General features: G+C 70.9%; 13 protein-coding genes. 11 read left to right on the plus strand and 2 right to left on the minus strand.

Annotated elements, in window-relative coordinates:
* Positions 1–26: 26 nt before the first annotated feature.
* Positions 27–2231, minus strand: a complete 2205-nt coding sequence (locus tag ACZ6KY_RS12015; RefSeq protein WP_469310197.1) for a RecQ family ATP-dependent DNA helicase — start codon at positions 2229–2231, stop codon at positions 27–29.
* A gap of 132 nt (positions 2232–2363) precedes the next feature.
* Between ACZ6KY_RS12015 and ACZ6KY_RS12020 the strand changes: the two genes are divergently transcribed.
* The 7 genes from ACZ6KY_RS12020 (at position 2364) to ACZ6KY_RS12050 (ending at position 13348) form a co-directional block, all read left to right on the plus strand.
* Complete coding sequence (locus ACZ6KY_RS12020) at positions 2364–4115, plus strand: DUF4192 domain-containing protein (protein WP_469310198.1); 1752 nt, start codon at positions 2364–2366, stop codon at positions 4113–4115.
* Between the two features lie 383 nt (positions 4116–4498).
* Entirely contained in the window at positions 4499–6634 is a 2136-nt protein-coding gene (locus tag ACZ6KY_RS12025; RefSeq protein ID WP_469310199.1) for a glycogen debranching N-terminal domain-containing protein, read from the plus strand.
* A 128-nt stretch (positions 6635–6762) separates the two neighbouring features.
* On the plus strand, positions 6763–7521 hold the full coding sequence (locus ACZ6KY_RS12030; RefSeq protein WP_339132012.1) for an NUDIX hydrolase: 759 nt from the start codon (positions 6763–6765) through the stop codon (positions 7519–7521).
* Positions 7522–7644: 123 nt separating this feature from the next.
* Positions 7645–9405 (plus strand): ABC transporter ATP-binding protein, encoded by a 1761-nt coding sequence (locus ACZ6KY_RS12035; RefSeq protein WP_469310200.1) that lies wholly within the window; start codon positions 7645–7647, stop codon positions 9403–9405.
* A gap of 162 nt (positions 9406–9567) precedes the next feature.
* Complete coding sequence (locus ACZ6KY_RS12040) at positions 9568–10455, plus strand: FadR/GntR family transcriptional regulator (protein ID WP_469310201.1); 888 nt, start codon at positions 9568–9570, stop codon at positions 10453–10455.
* A 406-nt stretch (positions 10456–10861) separates the two neighbouring features.
* On the plus strand, positions 10862–12397 hold the full coding sequence (locus ACZ6KY_RS12045; protein WP_469310202.1) for an RNA polymerase sigma factor: 1536 nt from the start codon (positions 10862–10864) through the stop codon (positions 12395–12397).
* Between the two features lie 132 nt (positions 12398–12529).
* On the plus strand, positions 12530–13348 hold the full coding sequence (locus tag ACZ6KY_RS12050; protein ID WP_469310203.1) for a S1 family serine peptidase: 819 nt from the start codon (positions 12530–12532) through the stop codon (positions 13346–13348).
* Positions 13349–13456: 108 nt separating this feature from the next.
* On the opposite strand, the gene ACZ6KY_RS12055 is transcribed toward ACZ6KY_RS12050, so the two are convergent.
* Positions 13457–13687 carry a DUF7455 domain-containing protein gene (locus tag ACZ6KY_RS12055; RefSeq protein WP_266763423.1) on the minus strand — a complete coding sequence of 77 codons (231 nt, stop codon included), beginning with the start codon at positions 13685–13687 and terminating at the stop codon, positions 13457–13459.
* 441 nt (positions 13688–14128) lie between these two features.
* On the opposite strand from ACZ6KY_RS12055, the gene ACZ6KY_RS12060 reads away from it, so the two are divergent.
* From ACZ6KY_RS12060 to ACZ6KY_RS12075, 4 genes are all read left to right on the plus strand, one after another.
* Positions 14129–16252: a DNA gyrase/topoisomerase IV subunit B gene (locus tag ACZ6KY_RS12060; protein WP_469310204.1), complete on the plus strand. Its 2124-nt coding sequence runs from the start codon at positions 14129–14131 to the stop codon at positions 16250–16252.
* A 349-nt stretch (positions 16253–16601) separates the two neighbouring features.
* Positions 16602–17129 (plus strand): DUF1453 domain-containing protein, encoded by a 528-nt coding sequence (locus ACZ6KY_RS12065; RefSeq protein WP_469310205.1) that lies wholly within the window; start codon positions 16602–16604, stop codon positions 17127–17129.
* The gene (locus tag ACZ6KY_RS12070; protein ID WP_469310206.1) at positions 17126–18277 is read left to right on the plus strand and encodes a sensor histidine kinase; all 1152 of its coding nucleotides are present in this window, start codon (positions 17126–17128) and stop codon (positions 18275–18277) included. Before ACZ6KY_RS12065 ends, ACZ6KY_RS12070 begins: the two co-directional genes overlap by 4 nt.
* Entirely contained in the window at positions 18274–18960 is a 687-nt protein-coding gene (locus tag ACZ6KY_RS12075; protein ID WP_469310207.1) for a response regulator transcription factor, read from the plus strand. Before ACZ6KY_RS12070 ends, ACZ6KY_RS12075 begins: the two co-directional genes overlap by 4 nt.
* The last annotated feature ends 69 nt before the right edge of the window (positions 18961–19029 follow it).

Consider the following 19029-nt stretch of genomic DNA (forward strand, 5'->3'; position numbering starts at 1 on the left):
CGGTGTTTCGAATCGCGACACGCGAGTCACGCCTGTACGGCGAGGACCAGCGGCAACACTGCCTGGGCACCCGCTCTGCGAAGCATCCGCGATGTCACCGCCAGCGTCCAGCCCGTCTCCGTGGCATCGTCCACCAGCAGCACCGGACCACCGGCTTCCTTCAAGGCTTCGGCCAGCATCGGCGGCACCGTCAGGGCCCCGTCCAGCGCCTTCAGCCGCTGAGCGCTGTTGCTCCGGGAGATCTGCGCCGCCTCGCCGACGTACTCCACGGATCCCAGCAGCGGCAGCCGGCCGATCTCCGCGATCCGCGCACCGAGCGACCGGATCAGCTGCGGCCGTGAGCGCGAGGCGATGGTCACCACGCCGACCGGGCGCGGCTGCGCGTCGGGCTGCCCGGAGGCCCAGCCGCCGGGGCCCTTCGCCCAGTCGGCCAGGACGCCGACCACGGCCTTCGCGACATCGTCCGGAACGGGCCCGTCCGGGGCCTGCGGGGCGAGCATCGGCCGCAGTCGGTTGCCCCAGCCGATGTCCGAGAGTCGTCCCAGGGCACGTCCCGGAGCGGCCTGTTCGCCGGCCGGGATACGTCCCTTCAGCTCGACGCCGATCGCCGCCAGCCCGGTCGGCCACATCTTGCGGGGCTCGACGTCGACGCCCGCGCGGCCGAGCTCGCCGTTCGCCGCGTCCAGCGCGGCCGGGGACACCGCAGCCTGGAACCGGCCGCCGGCGCAGTTGTCGCAGCGCCCGCAGGGTACGGCTTCCTCGTCGTCCAGCTGCCGCCGGAGGAACTCCATTCGGCAGCCGGTCGTCGATACGTAGTCCCGCATCGCCTGCTGCTCCGTCGCCCGCTGCTTGGCGACCCAGGCGTAGCGCTCGGTGTCGTACGTCCAGGGTGAGCCCGTGGAGATCCAGCCGCCCTTGACCCGGTGGACGGCTCCGTCGACGTCGAGCACCTTGAGCATGGTCTCGAGGCGGGACCTGCGCAGTTCCACCAGCGGTTCGAGCGCGGGCAGGGAGAGCGGGCGCTCGGCCCGGGCCAGCACGTCCAGGGTGCGTCGCACCTGCTCCTCCGGGGGGAAGGCGATCGAGGCGAAGTACTCCCAGATCGCCTGGTCCTCCTTGCCCGGCAGGAGCAGCACCTCCGCGTGCTCCACACCGCGGCCCGCGCGTCCCACCTGCTGGTAGTAGGCGATCGGGGAGGAGGGGGAGCCCAGGTGGACCACGAAGCCCAGGTCGGGCTTGTCGAAGCCCATGCCCAGTGCCGACGTGGCGATCAGGGCCTTGACGCGGTTGGCGAGCAGGTCTTCTTCGGCCTGCTGGCGGTCCGCGTTCTCCGTCTTCCCGGTGTACGACGCCACGGTGTACCCGCTCTGGCGGAGGAAGGCGGTGACCTCCTCGGCCGCTGCCACGGTGAGCGTGTAGATGATGCCGGAGCCCGGCAGGTCGTTCAGATGCTCCGCCAGCCAGGCCATCCGGTGCGCGGCGTCCGGCAGCCGCAGCACGCCGAGGCTCAGGCTCTCCCGGTCCAGCGGGCCGCGCAGGACCAGCGCGTCGGTGCTCACTCCCGTGCCCAGCTGCTCGGCGACATCGGCCGTCACGCGCGCGTTGGCCGTCGCCGTGGTGGCCAGCACCGGGGTGTCGGGCGGGAGGTCGGCGAGCATGGTGCGCAGCCGGCGGTAGTCCGGCCGGAAATCGTGGCCCCAGTCGGAGATGCAGTGCGCCTCGTCCACCACCAGGAGGCCGGTGGCCGCGGCCAGCTTGGGCAGCACCTGGTCGCGGAAGTCGGGATTGTTCAGCCGCTCCGGACTCACCAGGAGGACGTCGACCTCGCTCGCCGCCACCTCGGCCTGGACGGTCTCCCACTCCTCCGTATTGGATGAGTTGATCGTCCGTGCGCGGATTCCGGCGCGGGCCGCCGCCTCCACCTGGTTGCGCATCAGCGCGAGAAGCGGCGAGACGATCACTGTGGGCCCGGCGCCCAGCTCGCGCAGCAGCGCGGTCGCGACGAAGTACACCGCGGACTTGCCCCAGCCGGTGCGCTGCACTACCAGCGCTCGGCGCTTGTCGGCCACCAGCGCCTCGATGGCGCGCCACTGGTCCTCGCGCAGCCGCGCCTCGCCCGCCCGGGCGCCGACCAGGCGGGCCAGGACGGCATCGGCCGCGGCCCGGAGGTCTTCGCGGGCGGCGTGATGTGCGTTGTCAGTGACTGCTGGTCGCGGGTCTTCGTTGGTCATGGCTCCATGCAACCCGATGGGTCTGACATAGCGCGAACGAACCGTCGAGCTGTGGACAACTTCTGTCGTGATCATGGCGATGGTTATCCACAGGTCTAACCGGAATCTCGTGATCCGCGGGATGGTCACCGCATGACGAATCACGACGAAGCGACCGGCACGTCCGGCGACGAGAACATCAGCGCGGTCGGCGGATGCGGCTGGAACCCCGGCCGCGACCGGTCCGGCGGCGAAGACGATCACCGCGGCGGGAGCGGGCCGGGCGGCCGCGCCGACGGGGCTGACAGGGCTGACGACGGGTGGGGCGGTCCGGGCGGCCGGTCCGGACGCGAGAGCCGGGACCGGCCGGGCAGGCAGGCGGACCCGGAGGTCCCTGGCGGTACGGCCATTCCCGGCGGGCTGCACCACGGGGGCGGCGTGGGCCGTAGCCGCGACGACCACCACGCGGGCGTCGCCGGCCTCCCGGGCGGGGAGCACCAGGTGACGCTCCGTACCCCGGCAGAGCTGGCCGACGCGCTGCCCTACCTTCTCGGGTACCGCCCCGAGGACAGCATCGTGCTGGTCGCCCTGCACGACCGGGAGCGGCGAGGCCGCTTCGGCGGCCGGGCCCGCCTCGGCATCCCCGCCCACGCCGAGGACTGGCCGTCCGTCTCCGACCAGCTGGCACAAGGGCTGGTGAAAGGGAGCGAGCGCCGAGGCGCCCGCCCCGAGAGCATGGTCGCGTACCTCTGTCAGGAACCGGGAAGCGGTGAATCGGGGCGGGAGGTCATGGAACGCCTGCGCCCGCTCGCGCAACTGCTGCGGACGGCCTGCGGACGCCTCGACGTTCCGGTGATCGAGGCCCTCTGCATCTCCGACGGCCGCTTCTGGTCGTACACCTGCCCGGGACAGGGGTGCTGCCCGGCCGAGGGCACGTCGATGGGGCTGCCGGGGACGTCAGTCCTCGCCGCCGCCGCGACATACGCGGGACTTCAGGTGCGCGGAACCCTGAAGGACCTGACAGCCAGGCTTCTTCCCTGGGAGTCCACCGCCGCGCTCGGCCAGGAAGTGGCCCTCGATGCGGCCAGCATGGCCCTCGTGCCGAGGATCCTGGAGGACGACAGCCGCGCGGAGGTGGCCGAGGAAGCCCTCGCACTGGCCCGGCGGATCAGGGACCGGCTCGCAGCCGGTTCCCCCGTGTCCGGCACGCGTCCGTCGGACCTGCGCGACGACGGACTCCTGGAGAACGACGAGGCCGCCACACTGATCCTCGGCCTCCAGGACCGCACGACCCGTGACCGTGCCGCCCAGTGGATGGAGGGCGACGAGGCCGCCCCGGCGTTGCGTCTGTGGCGGGCACTTGCCCGCCGCTGTGTCGGTCCCTACCGCGAGCACGCCGCGGCACCCCTCACCCTCGCGGGATGGGTCGCCTGGTCGATGGGAGACGAACTGGAGGCACGAGAGGCGCTCGCCATGGCGCTCGGCGCCGATCCCGACTATCTGTTCGCCCGGCTTCTCCACCAGGCATGCAATGAGGGCCTGGATCCGGAATCCGTCCGGCGCTGCCTGCGCGCGGAGCGTGCTGGCCATGGCCCGACGGACGCGGAGCAGTCGACGGATTCCGGCACTGCGCCCTCGGCGGCCGACCCGACGCGTACCGCCCGTGTTCCGGACACCCCGTCCTCGACGCCCGCCACCCGGCGCCGCCGCAGGCCCCGTCCGACCGTGAACACCGGAAGCGGACCGGGCCGACGCGGTCCCGGTGCCACGCGTGCCCAAGGGTGTCGTCCGGCCGGCGACGCGTCGCCGGCAGGGGAACGACCGGCGCGAGCGGCGGACAGGGCGGACGGCCGACTGCGCGCGCGGGGCGACAACGGTCGGCGAGGTGCGGGGGAGGACGGGTGAGCGGCTGGGGCACAGCACGACTGGACGGGCCAGGGACGACGACCGGTCGGGCCGCTCGGCCGAGGTCGGACGGGATTCCCTAGGCCCCCCGGGCTGGCCGCGTCCGGATTCTCCGACTGCCGACCGGCGCGTTTCCCGGCAGTCACGTCACCTTCTGTGTGGTCGGCCTCCGCTCGACGGGTGTTCGTGGGACCGGCGGTCCGTCCCACCGCCATTCGGTCGGCTTCCCGGAGGAAAGGCGTGACCCCGGACAGGGCTGCCCCGTTCACCTGAGTGGCGGAATCCGTGGCCGGATTCCGCCGCCGCAACGCCCGCGACCCTGCGGAGCCCCCACCAGGAGCCGAGCGCGCTCCAGCCGCACCGAGCGCGGAGGAAGCCACCCCATGCACTTGCCCCATCCGTCCTCGGCCCCCGACGGCGGCCGTCCGTCCGGGCACGAGTCCGCCCAGCCCGTCAGACGTGGGGGCGCCCCGGCGCCCCCACGTCCGGGCCACGACGCCGGTGCGCCCTCCCTCCCGGGAGGTCGCGTCACCGGCGTTCCCCGGACGTCCCTCCCCGTGCCGGGCCGACCGGCGGACCTGCCGCCCGCCCACACGACCCTGATCTGTGTCGCTCTTCCAGGACTGGTGATCTCCACGGAGGAGGGACAACTGACCGGCCGTGGGCTGGAGGGCTTCTACATGGCGGGCCGGCGGATACTGTCCCGCTGCCAGGTCCGGGTCGCGGGCCGGGAACCGCTCGTGGTGCAGGCCCGGATGGTCGCGGCCGACCGGGCCCGCTTCGTGGGTACCCTGCGCGCTTCCCCCGACGCCGGCCCGGACCCGGACGTCGTCGTCGAGACAACACGCCATGCGGACGGCACCGAGCTGATCACCCTGCGCAGCTCGGCCCCCAGGGCACTGCGCCTGCCCGTCGAGGTCGCCCTCGGGACGGATCTCGCGGAACTGGGCGACGTCGCCTCGGGCCGTGCCGGACCCGAGCTGCCGGCCAGCGTTCACGCCGCCGGCCTGCGCTGGTCCTGCCCGACGGGATACGTGACCGTCACCGCCGACCCGCCACCCGCCGACGCCCTGGCCTCGGCGGGACTGCTGCGCTGGGAACTCGAACTGCCGCCGGGCGGCATCCTCACCGTGGAACTGCGCGTCCGGCCGGACGGCCAGGGGCCGATCAGAGCCGTGGGTCGCGGCGCCGCGAGCCCATTTGCGGAGGCCCGCGTGCTGAGCGACGAGCCCGGGGCCGAAGCGCTCCTGCGCACCTGCGTCGATGACCTCAGGGCCCTGCTGCTGCGCGACCCCCGCCATCCGGCCGACACGCACCTCGCGGCGGGAGCTCCCTGGCGCTGCGGGCTGGCACCGGCCGAGGCACTGGCCGCGGCCCGGATGACCCTGCCGCTCGGCACGCGCCTCGCCGCGGGCACGCTGCGGACCCTCGCCCGCACCCAGCTCACCGGTCCCGGACCGCGCTCCGGACTGATTCCGGGCCCCCTCCGGGACAGCGGGCCGCACCTGCCGCCGGGCTGCGCGGCGACCGAGGCGACCCTGCTCTTCCCCGTGCTCCTGGCGGAGGCCCGTCGCTGGGGGCTGGCCGAGCGGGAGGTCGAGGAACTGCTGCCCGCGGCCGAGCGGTGCCTGGAGTGGCTGCGAACCACGGTCGGCGACAGCACGTATCTGCCCGACCCGCAGCCGGGCGGACCGTTCCGCTGCGAGACGCAGGCACACGCGCATCGCGCGGCGCTGCTCGGCGCCGATCTGCTCGACGCGCACGGCCGGACGGGTGGCACGGGTCTGCGCCAGTGGGCCCAGGCGTTGCGGACGGCGTTCCGTGACGACTTCTGGGTCGAGGACCTGGTCGGTGGCCGACCGGCCGCCGCACGCACCCCGGACGGGCGCCTCGTGCCCCCGCTCGCTTCGAGCACCGCCCATCTCCTCGACACCGGTCTGCTGGGCTCCGGAGAGCTGGCCCCGGGGCTGCTCGACAAGGCGCGGACCGAACAGCTCGCGCGGCTGCTCGGCGGCCCGGCCATGGACTCGGGCTGGGGGTTGCGCAGCCTCGGGGCGAAGGAGGCGGCGTACAACCCGTTCGGCCATCGCGGCGGGGCCGTGCGCGTCCAGGAGACGGCCGTCGCCGTCACGGGGCTCGCCGCCGCGGGCTACGAGACGGAGGCCGGCGCACTCCTGCATGGCGTACTGGCGGCCGCCGACTCCTTCGGCAACCGGCTGCCCGAGATGTACGCGGGGGAGCAGCGCACGCGGGGGAGCGCTCCGCTTCCCCATCCGGCCGCCTCTCGGCCCGCGGCCACCTCCGCGGCCGCCGGGGTGCTGCTGCTCACCTCCCTGGCCGGTATCCGCCCCGATGCGCCCGCCGGAACGGTGACCCTGCGCCCGTTCCGGGCTGCGCCCCTGGGCGAGATCGCGCTGACGGGCCTGCGGATCTCGGGTGCCCCCTTCTCCGTACACGTCAGCAGACTCGGTCTCGCCACGGTCGAGGAGGCCGGCGACGGACTGCAGTTGGGGATGTGACGTAGCGGGACGTGTCTCGGACCGGGGGTTCGCGGCGGCGGGATGCCGCATCGGACGGAAGCCGATCAACCATGGACAGGGCTCCCGAAGGAGGTGTTTATCGTCAGGCAGACGACTATGATCGCGGCATGCCCTACGACCCGTCAGCCTTTCCGCCCTTCGCCGTGACCGTGGACCTGGTCGTGCTGACCGTGCGCCGCCATGCCCTGTGCGCGTTGGCGGTACGGCGGGGCGAGCAGCCGTTCCAGGGGCGATGGGCACTGCCCGGCGGCTTCGTACGGACCGACGAGGACCTAGCCCAGGCCGCGGCACGCGAGCTCGCCGAGGAGACGGGCCTGTGCGCCCACGACCCCTCCGTGCCCGCGCAGGACAACGGCGCGCACCTGGAGCAGCTCGCGACCTACGGCGACCCCAAGCGTGACCCCCGGATGCGCGTGGTCAGCGTCGCGCATCTCGCCCTCGCCCCCGACCTGCCCGCGCCCCGGGCGGGCGGCGACGCGAACAGCGCACGCTGGGCACCCGTCGAGGAACTGCTGCAACAGGGCGGGTACGGGCGCGACGGGGAACAGGCGGCACCCCTCGCCTTCGATCACGCGCAGATCCTCTCGGACGGCGTGGAGCGCGCCCGGTCCAAGATCGAGTACTCGTCGCTGGCGACCGCCTTCTGCCCGACCGAGTTCACCGTGGGCGAGCTGCGCCGCGTCTACGAGGCCGTGTGGGGGGTGGCGCTCGACCCGCGCAACTTCCACCGCAAGGTGACCGGCACGCCGGGCTTCCTCGTGCCCACCGGCGGCACAACCACCCGCCAGGGCGGCCGCCCAGCCCAGTTGTTCCGCGCGGGCGGGGCCACGCTGCTCAACCCGCCGATGCTGCGCCCCGAGGTCTGAGAAGGGCGGCGAGCACGGTTTTGGGCCCCAAAACCCTTGCGTGTCCGCACGAGCCGCGAGGCCCGGCGGAGACGAGCCGCATGGTGCCCGGAAAATCGCAAATGTCGCGCTATCTTGCTTTGAGTGATCCAGGCCATCGGACTGACCAGCAACACCCGCAAGACGCGTCCGCCCGCCGTTGACGACGTGTCCTTCGAGGCACGCGCGGGCCACGTCACAGTGCTCCTCGGAGCCCCGGGCGCGGGCAAGACGACGGCGCTGAAGCTCATGCTCGAACTCCAACAAGGCCGTGGAATCACCTACTTCCGAGGTCGGCCGCTGCATCGGATCCCCCATCCCTCACGCGAAGTCGGCGTGCTCATGGGCGAGGTGCCGGGCCATCCCGCACGCACGGTTCGCGGCCAGCTCCGCATGCTGTGCGCCGCCGCCGGCGTACCGGTGCGCCGTGCGGACGAAGTCCTCGAAGTGGTCGGGCTCGGCAGCCTCTGTGACGAGCGCCTGGGCACACTCTCCCACGGCATGGACCGCAGGCTCGGACTGGCCTGCGCGCTCCTGTCCGACCCGCACACCCTCGTGCTCGACGACCCCGCTGACGGACTGTCCGTCAGAGAGGGGCGCTGGCTGCACGGGATTCTGCGCGCACACGCGACACAGGGCGGCACGGTGCTGTTCGCCACGGACGACCCCAAGGAGGCCGCGCGAACCGCCGACCGGGTCGTCACCCTGGAACAGGGCCGCCTCGTCGCCGACCAGGAGGCCGCGGAGTTCGCCCGCACCCGGCTCCGGCCCCGGGTCGCCGTCCGCAGTCCGCACGCCGCCCGGCTCGGCTCCCTCCTGGCCAAGGAAGCCCGCACGGCGCAGCGCTCCGTCGAAGTCGTGCGCGAGGAGGGCAACCGGCTCTCGGTGTACGGCAGCACCTGCGCCGACGTCGGCGAGACGGCTTTCCGGCACGGCATCCTCGTACACCAACTCGCCGACGAGACGGGCGACATGGGGCTCGCGCCGACCACCCCCGAGGAGGAGGCGGAGCATCCGGCCGATGAGTCGGCCCTCTCCGGGACACCGGCCACGAACGACCTTTCCGCCCTTCCGCCGCCCATCGCCGTACGTCAGGCCCGGAGCCCGCTGCGCCCTCTGCGCTACGAACTGCGCAGAGCCGCCGGTGTCGGCACCGGTTACCTCACCGCGGCCGCCGTTCTCATCACCTCGGTCCTCCTGTCCGTCCTCCTGGCCAGAATCGGTCACACGCCTCAGCCGCGCCTGCTGGCCGCGTGGCCGCGGGAAGTTCCGCTGCCGCCCGCCGCGCTCGGCGCCGGGCTGCTGGGCGCCGTCGCCTTCGGCGAGGAGTTCCGCCACCCCGCCCTGGCCGCGGACCGCGGTACGGTCCCGCGCCGGCTGGGGCTGCTGACCGCCAAGCTCCTCGTCTCCTCGGCCACCGCGCTGGTGCTGGCGTTCCTCACCGTGGGATGCGACCTCGAAATGCTCTACCTCGTCTACGGACGGGAGCTCACCGGAGTTCCGTCGGACTGGCTTTCGCTGAGCGCGAGTTGGTTCGGTCTCGTGGTGGGCTGCGCGTGGGCGGGTGTGCTGGCGGCCGGCATCTTCCGGTCCACCGCCGCCGGGCTCGCGGCGGTGCTCGCAGTGCCTGTCGCAGTCGTACCGCTCGTACAAAAGGTCTTGCAGGGGCCGTCTGTGCGGTCGGCGGCCGGGTTCCCGGAGCGGCTTCGGGAACTGGTTCTCATGCAGTGGCCGTTCGGCGGGGAACGCTACCTGGCGGCGGGCGTGCGGGTGCTCGCCCAACCGGTGGGCGGAGCGCTGATGTTGTCGCTGGCCGCTCTGCTCTGCGCATATCTGCTCACGACCCTGCGGAGCCGGGTCCGATGACGACCGTCCGCGCCCTTCCGTTGCCCCTGTGCGCACAACTCCCCGAAGAACGCCCATTTCTTTCCGATAAGGCGTCAATTGCGACGGGGTGAGCGATCACCCTTTCGTGTGCTTTTCACCAAAGACCTCAAGGGAGTTGGAGTCGACGCCGACAAAAGACCCGTGAGTACCCTTGCGCAGACCATGATGACCGCCGCCCGTTCCTCAGACTCCGGCCTGGCCGGACCGGGCGAACTCGACCGTTACCCCTACACCGACGCTTCCGGTGTCGACCGCGTGGGCCCCCCTGTGTGGGAGAGCGCCGAGCCGGAGCTCGGCCGTGTCGGCCGACGCGCCACCGGCAGCCGCGGACGAGGACTGCACGGCCAACTCGTCCAGCAGCTTGGCCAGATGATCGTCTCCGGAGACCTCGGCGCGGACCGTCCGCTCGTGCCCGAGGAGATCGGCCAGCGCTTCGAGGTCTCCCGGACCGTCGTCCGCGAGTCGCTCCGCGTCCTGGAGGCCAAGGGCCTGGTCAGCGCCCGCCCGAACGTCGGCACGCGGGTGCGTCCCGTCAGTGACTGGAACCTTCTGGACCCGGACATCATCGAATGGCGGGCCTTCGGGCCGCAGCGGGACGACCAGCGGCGCGAGCTGGGCGAGCTCCGCTGGACCATCGAGCCGCTCGCCGCGCGCCTCGCGGCCGGACACGGGCGCGAGGAGATCCAGCAGCGGCTGGGCGACATGGTCGAGATCATGGGTCACGCCATGTCGCAGGGTGACTCCCTCACCTTCTCGCGGGCCGACGCCGAGTTCCATTCGCTGCTCATCCAGCTCGCGGGCAACCGGATGCTGGAGCACCTCTCCGGGATCGTCTCGGCGGCGCTCCATGTTTCCGGCAGTCCGGTCACCGGCTGTGACCGGCCGAACGAGGCTTCGCTGGGGCATCACGCCCGCATCGTCGAGGCCCTCGCGGCCGCCGATGGCGCGGCGGCCGAGACTGCCATGCGGCAGCTGCTCACGGTCCACCGCGAGGTGGAGCGTGTCGTGCCCGCGCCGCGCGAGCACTGATCGCGCACCGAGGGTGACGCGGTCCGGAGTGCGTGCGCGTCCGTGGCGTCGCCAGGCCGGCGAACCATCGCTCGTCGGGACCCCATCGAATCCTCCTGGATTCGGCGGGGTCCCGACGGCGCGACTGGGTGGCGGATCATGACCTGACCTGGTCTGACTGGATCTGCCATCTTTTGAGCGCTTACGGGGTGTGACTCGGGCCACGCAGATTGGGCGTAACGCTCTTCGGGGCAGCGCGATGACCTAAGAGGTGATAGCCGAGGAAGGAATACAGCCGCCGTCTGTGGCGCTGTGCATCTTCCCGGCCCCGCCCGCGCCGTCGGCCCATCCCCAGTCGGCGGTCGTCGGTTCCTGTCCACCATGGACGGGGCCGGAAGCCGTTTTTCAACGTTCCGAGAGGTTGTTCGTGTCGGCCAGCACATCCCGTACGCTCCCGCCGGAGATCGCCGAGTCCGTCTCTGTCATGGCGCTCATCGAGCGGGGAAAGGCTGAGGGGCAGATCGCCGGCGATGACGTGCGTCGGGCCTTCGAAGCTGACCAGATTCCGGCCACTCAGTGGAAGAACGTACTGCGCAGCCTCAACCAGATCCTCGAGGAAGAGGGTGTGACGCTGATGGTCAGTGCCGCGGAGCCCAAGCGCACCCGAAAGAGCGTCGCAGCGAAGAGTCCGGCCAAGCGCACCGCCACCAAGACCGTGGCGGCCAAGACGGTGACTGCCAAGAAGGCCACCGCCACCGCGGCTCCGGCTGCCCTCGCCGACGATTCGGCCGAGGACGCGTCCGCAGGCAAGGCCGCTGTAGCCAAGAAGACGACGGCGAAGAAGGCCGTCGCCAAGAAGACGGTCGCCAAGAAGACGGCGGCCAAGAAGACGAGCGCCAAGAAGGACGACGCCGAGCTCGTCGACGACGAGGCGACCGAGGAGACCCCGGGCAAGCCCGGTGCCGAGGAGCCCACCGAGGACGGTGCCCAGGGCTTCGTCCTGTCCGACGAGGACGAGGACGACGCGCCCGCGCAGCAGGTCGCCGCCGCCGGTGCCACCGCCGACCCGGTCAAGGACTACCTCAAGCAGATCGGCAAGGTCCCGCTGCTCAACGCCGAGCAGGAGGTCGAGCTCGCCAAGCGCATCGAGGCCGGTCTGTTCGCCGAGGACAAGCTGGCCAACGCCGACAAGCTCGCTCCCAAGCTCAAGCGCGAGCTGGAGATCATCGCCGAGGACGGCCGCCGCGCCAAGAACCACCTCCTGGAGGCCAACCTCCGTCTGGTGGTCTCCCTGGCCAAGCGTTACACCGGTCGCGGCATGCTCTTCCTGGACCTCATCCAGGAAGGCAACCTCGGTCTGATCCGCGCGGTCGAGAAGTTCGACTACACCAAGGGCTACAAGTTCTCCACGTACGCCACCTGGTGGATCCGTCAGGCGATCACCCGCGCCATGGCCGACCAGGCCCGCACCATCCGTATCCCGGTGCACATGGTCGAGGTCATCAACAAGCTCGCGCGCGTGCAGCGTCAGATGCTCCAGGACCTGGGCCGTGAGCCCACCCCGGAGGAGCTGGCCAAGGAACTCGACATGACCCCCGAGAAGGTCATCGAGGTCCAGAAGTACGGCCGCGAGCCCATCTCGCTGCACACGCCGCTGGGCGAGGACGGCGACAGCGAGTTCGGTGACCTCATCGAGGACTCCGAGGCCGTCGTCCCGGCCGACGCGGTCAGCTTCACACTCCTCCAGGAGCAGCTGCACTCCGTTCTCGACACCCTGTCCGAGCGCGAGGCGGGCGTCGTCTCGATGCGCTTCGGTCTCACCGACGGTCAGCCGAAGACCCTCGACGAGATCGGCAAGGTGTACGGCGTGACCCGTGAGCGGATCCGCCAGATCGAGTCGAAGACCATGTCGAAGCTGCGTCACCCGTCGCGTTCCCAGGTACTGCGCGACTACCTCGACTAGGCCTCGGCCGCACGTCGGCGAGGGCCCGACTCCCTGTGGGGGGTCGGGCCCTCGCTGTATGCGCGGAGTGCGTTCCCTCGCTCACTGGATGACTCTGGGTGTTCCACGACCCTTCCAGTGTGAGGAGCGCGCATGCGCCGTCCCTACGTCCCGACGCTGGCCCTTGCGGCCGCCGCAGCGGTGATACCGCTGACGTCCCCTGCCCTGGCGTCCTCCGACAGCGTTGTCATCGGAAGTCGTCCGGTCCAGATCTCCGAGAGTCCGTGGACGGTCGCGCTGTCCAGCCGTGACCGGTTCGGGGGTACGCGAGCGGGGCAGTTCTGCGGGGGAGTGGTCATCGGTCCGACCAAGGTCCTGACCGCGGCCCACTGTCTCGGGGACGACGTGCTGGGGGCGCCGCCGCGCCAGGCACGCGATCTCAAGGTCATCGCGGGGCGCGAGGACCTGACGGCCGGCGACGGCAAGGAGATCCCCGTACGCGACATCTGGGTCAACCCGCACTACGACAGTGATACGAACGCCGGGGATTTCGGTGTGCTGACGCTCGCCGAGCCGCTGCCGGCCGCCTCCGTGATCCGTATGGCCCCCTCCGGGGACCCGGCGTACGAGCCCGGGACCGCCGCCGTGGTCTACGGCTGGGGCGACCTGACGGGCGGCGGCGACTACGCGAACAGCCTGCGCGCCGCGGATGTACACGTGCTTTCCGACGCCTCGTGCGCGCGGGCCTATCCCGGCAACGAGTCCGGGACCTACGACGCGGTGTCCATGGTCTGCGCCGGCGAGCAGGCGGGCGGCCGTGACGCCTGCCAGGGGGACAGCGGCGGGCCGCTGGTCGCCCAGGGCCGTCTCATCGGCCTGGTGTCGTGGGGGAGCGGCTGTGGGCGCGCAGGGAGCCCGGGCGTCTACACGAGGGTCTCGGAAGTGGCCCAAGCGCTCGACGCGGGTCGCTGAGGGCTCTTGCCGATGCGGTACGAGTGTGGGCGGTCACTCCCTGTGTCCAGGGGATGACCGCCCACCGACCGGCCTGTCGCCGGCACCCGCTCGTCGTTGATGCGAAGGTCAGTGTTCTTCGTCGTTGACGCTTTCGGGAACGGATGTGAGCCGCTCCGTCTCGTCCTGTATCTCAGCGGCGATCTTCTTGAGTTCCGGCTCGAACTTGCGACCGTGGTGGGCGCAGAAGAGCAGTTCTCCGCCGCTCAGGAGGACGACGCGCAGATATGCCTGGGCGCCGCAACGGTCGCAGCGGTCAGCGGCCGTCAGCGGGCTCGCGGGGGTCAGAACAGTAGTCACGTCGCCTCTTCTCTAGCTCGACGAGCTGTCGTACCAGGGTCAACATCCAACCAGGCCGAAAACGTTCCCGCTCGCGGCTTTTCCTCGAAATTTTCTTTCGAGCCGGCTGTCTGCTGCCGGTTGGCGGCGAATGAGCCGTATTGCGTGTCTTCGTGTCTGTACGGGTTCGCGCTGTCTGTCAGGTGTCGGTCCTCCCGGCTGGATTGCCGGTTGTTCATGAGGACGTGCCCGGAGCCTAAATGGTTCATGCCTCGAAGGGAACGTGATATGTACTTCACTCCATCGAGGGATCGAACACCCATGCGACCCTGGACTAGTGTGAGTTCATGCGAGGGTGGTGCTACAACGGCTCTACCAGGCCTCGGTACCCTCTGAGCGGCGACCGAAGCCGGGCCCTTACCCAAAAGGGTCTCCCATGAAATTCAGCGAGGAGCGAACCGCGTGACCGCCGAGACGTCCGTGCCGTCCACAGCGCTGCTGACCGGAGCAGACCGGGACGGTTCCAACTACACCGCGCGGCACCTGCTCGTCCTTGAGGGGCTCGAGGCAGTGCGGAAGCGCCCGGGCATGTACATCGGGTCGACCGACAGCCGCGGCCTGATGCACTGCCTCTGGGAGATCATCGACAACTCCGTGGACGAGGCGCTCGGGGGCTACTGCGACCACATCGACGTCATCCTGCACGACGACGCCTCCGTCGAGGTGCGGGACAACGGCCGTGGCATCCCCGTCGACGTGGAGCCCAAGACCGGCCTCTCCGGCGTCGAGGTCGTCATGACCAAGCTGCACGCGGGCGGCAAGTTCGGTGGCGGCTCGTACGCGGCCTCCGGCGGTCTGCACGGCGTGGGCGCCTCCGTGGTGAACGCGCTCTCCGCCCGGCTGGACGTCGAGGTGGACCGCAACGGCCAGACCCATGCCGTGAGCTTCCGCCGCGGTACCCCGGGAGCCTTCCGGGCCGACGGAGCCGACGCGGCCTTCGACGCGACGAGCGGGCTGCGCAAACTCAAGCGGATCCCGAAGACCCGCACCGGCACCCGCGTGCGCTACTGGGCCGACCGCCAGATCTTCCTCAAGGACGCCAAGCTCTCCCTGGAGCACCTCCACCAGCGTGCCCGCCAGACCGCGTTCCTGGTGCCGGGCCTGACCATCGTCGTCCGTGACGAGTACGGGCTCGGCGACGGCGGCAGCAAGGGCGAGGAGTCGTTCCGCTTCGACGGCGGAATCAGCGAGTTCTGCGAGTACCTGGCCGCCGACAAGCCGGTCTGCGACGTCCTCCGCTTCTCGGGTCAGGGGACCTTCAAGGAGACCGTCCCCGTCCTCGACGATCACGGTCAGATGACTCCGACCGAGGTCACCCGTGAGCTGGGTGTCGATGTCGCGATGCGCTGGGGCACCGGTTACGACACGACCCTGAAGTCGTTCGTGAACATCATCGCCACGCCCAAGGGCGGCACCCATGTCGCCGGCTACGAGCAGGCCGTCGCCAAGACGATGAACGAGGTCCTGCGGGCCAAGAAGCTGCTGCGGGTCGCCGAGGACGACATCGTCAAGGACGACGCGCTGGAGGGCCTCACGGCCGTTGTCACCGTGCGTCTCGCCGAGCCGCAGTTCGAGGGGCAGACGAAGGAGGTCCTCGGGACCTCGGCCGCCCGCCGCATCGTGACGAACGTGGTGACCAAGGAGCTCAAGGCGTTCCTGACCTCCGCGAAGCGGGACGAGGCCGCGCAGGCGCGGGTCGTCATGGAGAAGGCCGTCGCGGCAGCCCGCACGAGGATCGCCGCCCGTCAGCACAAGGACGCGCAGCGCCGGAAGACGGCTCTGGAGTCCTCCTCGCTGCCCGCCAAGCTCGCCGACTGCCGCAGCGACGACGTCGAGCGCAGTGAGCTGTTCATCGTCGAGGGTGACTCCGCGCTGGGTACGGCGAAGCTGGCCCGGAACTCCGAGTTCCAGGCGCTGCTGCCGATCCGGGGCAAGATCCTCAACGTTCAGAAGGCGTCCGTGACGGACATGCTGAAGAACGCCGAGTGCGGTGCGATCATCCAGGTCATAGGGGCCGGTTCCGGGCGGACCTTCGACATCGACGCGGCGCGCTACGGGAAGATCATTCTTCTCGTCGACGCCGATGTCGACGGCGCCCACATCCGGATCCTGCTGTTGACGCTGTTCCAGCGCTACATGCGGCCCATGGTCGAGGCGGGGCGGGTGTTCGCGGCGGTCCCGCCGCTGCACCGGATCGAGCTCAGCCAGCCCAAGAAGGGGCAGGACAAGTACGTCTACACGTACTCGGACCGTGAGCTGCGGGAGACGGTGCTGGAGCTGCAGCGCAAAAACGTGCGCTACAAGGACTCGATCCAGCGGTACAAGGGTCTCGGTGAGATGGACGCCGACCAGCTGGCCGAGACGACGATGGATCCTCGGTTCCGGACACTGCGCCGGATCAACATCTCCGACCTGGAGTCGTCGGAGCAGGTGTTCGATCTCCTGATGGGGAACGATGTGGCTCCGCGCAAGGAGTTCATTTCCAGCTCGGCTGCGACGCTGGACCGGTCGCGGATCGACGCGTAGCCCTCCGGGCGGCCTCCGGGCCGGGTCCGTTGTGGGAAGGGGCGGTGCCGGTACCGCCCCTTCCGCGCGCACGATTCAAGCCCCTCCGGCGTTTGAGGAGCGGGGCCCGGGGTGTGGAGCCCCAGAGACGGGACGGGTAGGGGCGGAGGGGCGAAGGAAGCCATCGGGGATGGCCGCGCGCTGCCCGGTCTGAGGGCGAGGCTCCACCCGTGGGTGGAGGGACGCGGGTGCGGGGGATCCACCCACGATCCACCCGGGCTCCGATCTGCGGTGGGCGCGATTTCCGTAGCGTCGATGGTGTCGGCAGCGCTCGCTGCGGACACCCGTTTCTCGCTCACGGAGGCCGCGCATGTCCGGGCTCATCAATGCTGTGGCGATCCTCGCCGTCGCCGTTGTGGTGATCGCGCGCCAGTTCCGCGCCCGCCGGATCAGTTCGGACAGACGCTGGTGGATCGTGCCCGCCGTTCTCGGCTTCATGGCACTGCGCGACCCCGGAGTCATCGACCCGCACCACCAGGTCGAGGCGTCCCTCCTGCTGGGCACGGAGCTGGTGACAGCGCTGGCCATCGGAACCGGATGGGCATGGACGACCCGGATATGGACGGAGCCGGACGGCGCCGTGTGGAGCAAGACCACCAAGGCCGGCGGGGCCATCTGGATCGCGGGCATCTGTGTGCGCCTGGGTCTGTTCGGCATCGGTGCCCTGCTCGGTGTGCACCAGAACTCCTCCGCCCTGATGCTCGGCCTGGCGGCCACCCTGCTGGTCCGCTCCGGGCTGATGACCTGGCGGGCGCAGTCCCTTCGGCCGGCGGCGACCGGACAGGGCCCGGCGTACGGTGACGGCGTGGGCCGGGTCCTGCGGAAGGAGCGCCTGTGACCGACAACGCCTGGATGCGCTGGCCCTCCCGTGAGGCCCTCTCCAAAGTGGGCGTGCACAAGGCCCGCCGTGCGCTCACCCGGGTCACGCGCGCCATCCTCCTCGCCGTGCTCATCGCCACGACACTCACCAAGCCGGAGCTGAACGGTTGGGCGCTCGCCGGAGGCATCACGGGAATCGTGGTGTGCGGGTTCCTCGCCTGGGGGTTCTGGCGGACCACGCTGGAGCATCGTCTGCTGCCGTCCCTGGCGCTGCTCGCTCTGCTACTGGCGCTCGCGGCCGTGGGGCAGAGTGTTGGCTTCCGGGTTCCGGCCCTCGTCCTGTGGTGCGGGTGTGCTGTCGCCGCCATCGAACGACTGCCTCTCGCGGCGGCGCTGCCGGCCACGGCGGTGGCGCTGAGCGCGTATGCGGCGGCCAACAACGACGTCTGGCTGACCACCGCGGCCACCACCGTGGGGCTCGCGCTCGCGGGGTATGTGCTGCGCCTCGACGCGGAAGCGCGGGGGAGCGCGCAGCGGCTGCTGGCCCAGGAGCGCGCGGCCCGCGTCGCCGAGGCGGAGGCGGCGGCGCTCGCGGAGCGCGCGCGGATAGCGCGGGAGATCCACGACGTCCTGGCCCACAGTCTCTCGGCGCAGCTTGTGCATCTGGAGGCGGCGCGGCTGCTCATCGAGAGGGGAGCGGACCGGGAGATCATCCTCGAACGGGTCGTGGCGGCACGGGGAATGGCTCGAGAGGGGCTCGCGGAGACCCGGCAGGCACTCTCCGCGCTCCGGGGTGAGATGTCTCCGCTGGAGGACTTCCTCGGCGAACTCGTCACCACCGCCGACGGTGCCGATGTCACGGTGACGGGCGAGCGTCAGCCGCTGCCGGCTGAGGCCTCCCAGGCGGTGCGCAGAGTCGCGCAGGAGGCGCTGACGAACGTACGCAAACACGCTCCGGGCGCCAAGGTCCACATCCGGCTGGACTACGGCGAACGCGAAGTGACGCTGGACGTACGGGATTCGGGTGGAAAACCGGGCGAACTCAGCGGTTCGGGAGCCGGGTACGGTCTGCTGGGCATGCGGGAGCGCGCCGAACTGCTGGGCGGCTCGCTGGATGCAGGACCGGGCGAGGAGGGGTTCGTGGTGACGTTGAAGGTGCCGGTATGACCGAGCGGGTGGAAGGCAGGAAGCCGGCACGGGTTGTGGTCGCGGACGATCAGACGGTCGTGCGCGAAGGCATCGTGATGCTGCTGGGACTGCTGCCCGGGATCGAGGTCGTCGGAGCGGCCGGTGACGGGGCCGAAGCGGTGGCGCTGGTGGCCGAACTGGCCCCGGACGTCGTGCTGATGGATCTGCGCATGCCCCGCTGCGACGGGGTCGAGGCGACCCGGCGCATCCGTGCCGAGTACCCCGGGACGCAGGTCGTCGTGCTCACGACGTACGCGGACGACGAGTCGTTGTTTCCCGCGCTGCGTGCCGGGGCCCGCGGTTATCTGACCAAGGACGCGGGCGGCGACGAGATCGTGCGGGCCGTGGAAAGTGTGCTCTCAGGGGACGCGGGGCTCTCACCGAGTATCCAGCGACGGCTGCTGGAGCGGCTGTCGGATCCCGGACCGGAGCGCCGCCCGCCCGCGGAGGCCCCGGACGGGCTCACCTCGCGCGAGACCGAGGTGCTCCTGCTGATCGCCGAGGGCCTCAGCAACCATGAGATCGCCCGCAAGCTGCATGTGTCCACGGCCACCGTGAAGACGCACATCAACAATCTCTTCGCCAAGACGGGTCTCAAGGACCGTGCTCAAGCGGTCCGTTATGCCTACGGGAAAGGTCTCGTACGGCCGCCCGCGGGATGAAGTCACCTGATGGGGTGAAGAGCGCTGAGAGAGGAGTCCGGGAGCCTCGCGATCTGCACATCCTTGGGT

Source organism: Streptomyces sp. NPDC042002 (assembly GCF_055588305.1).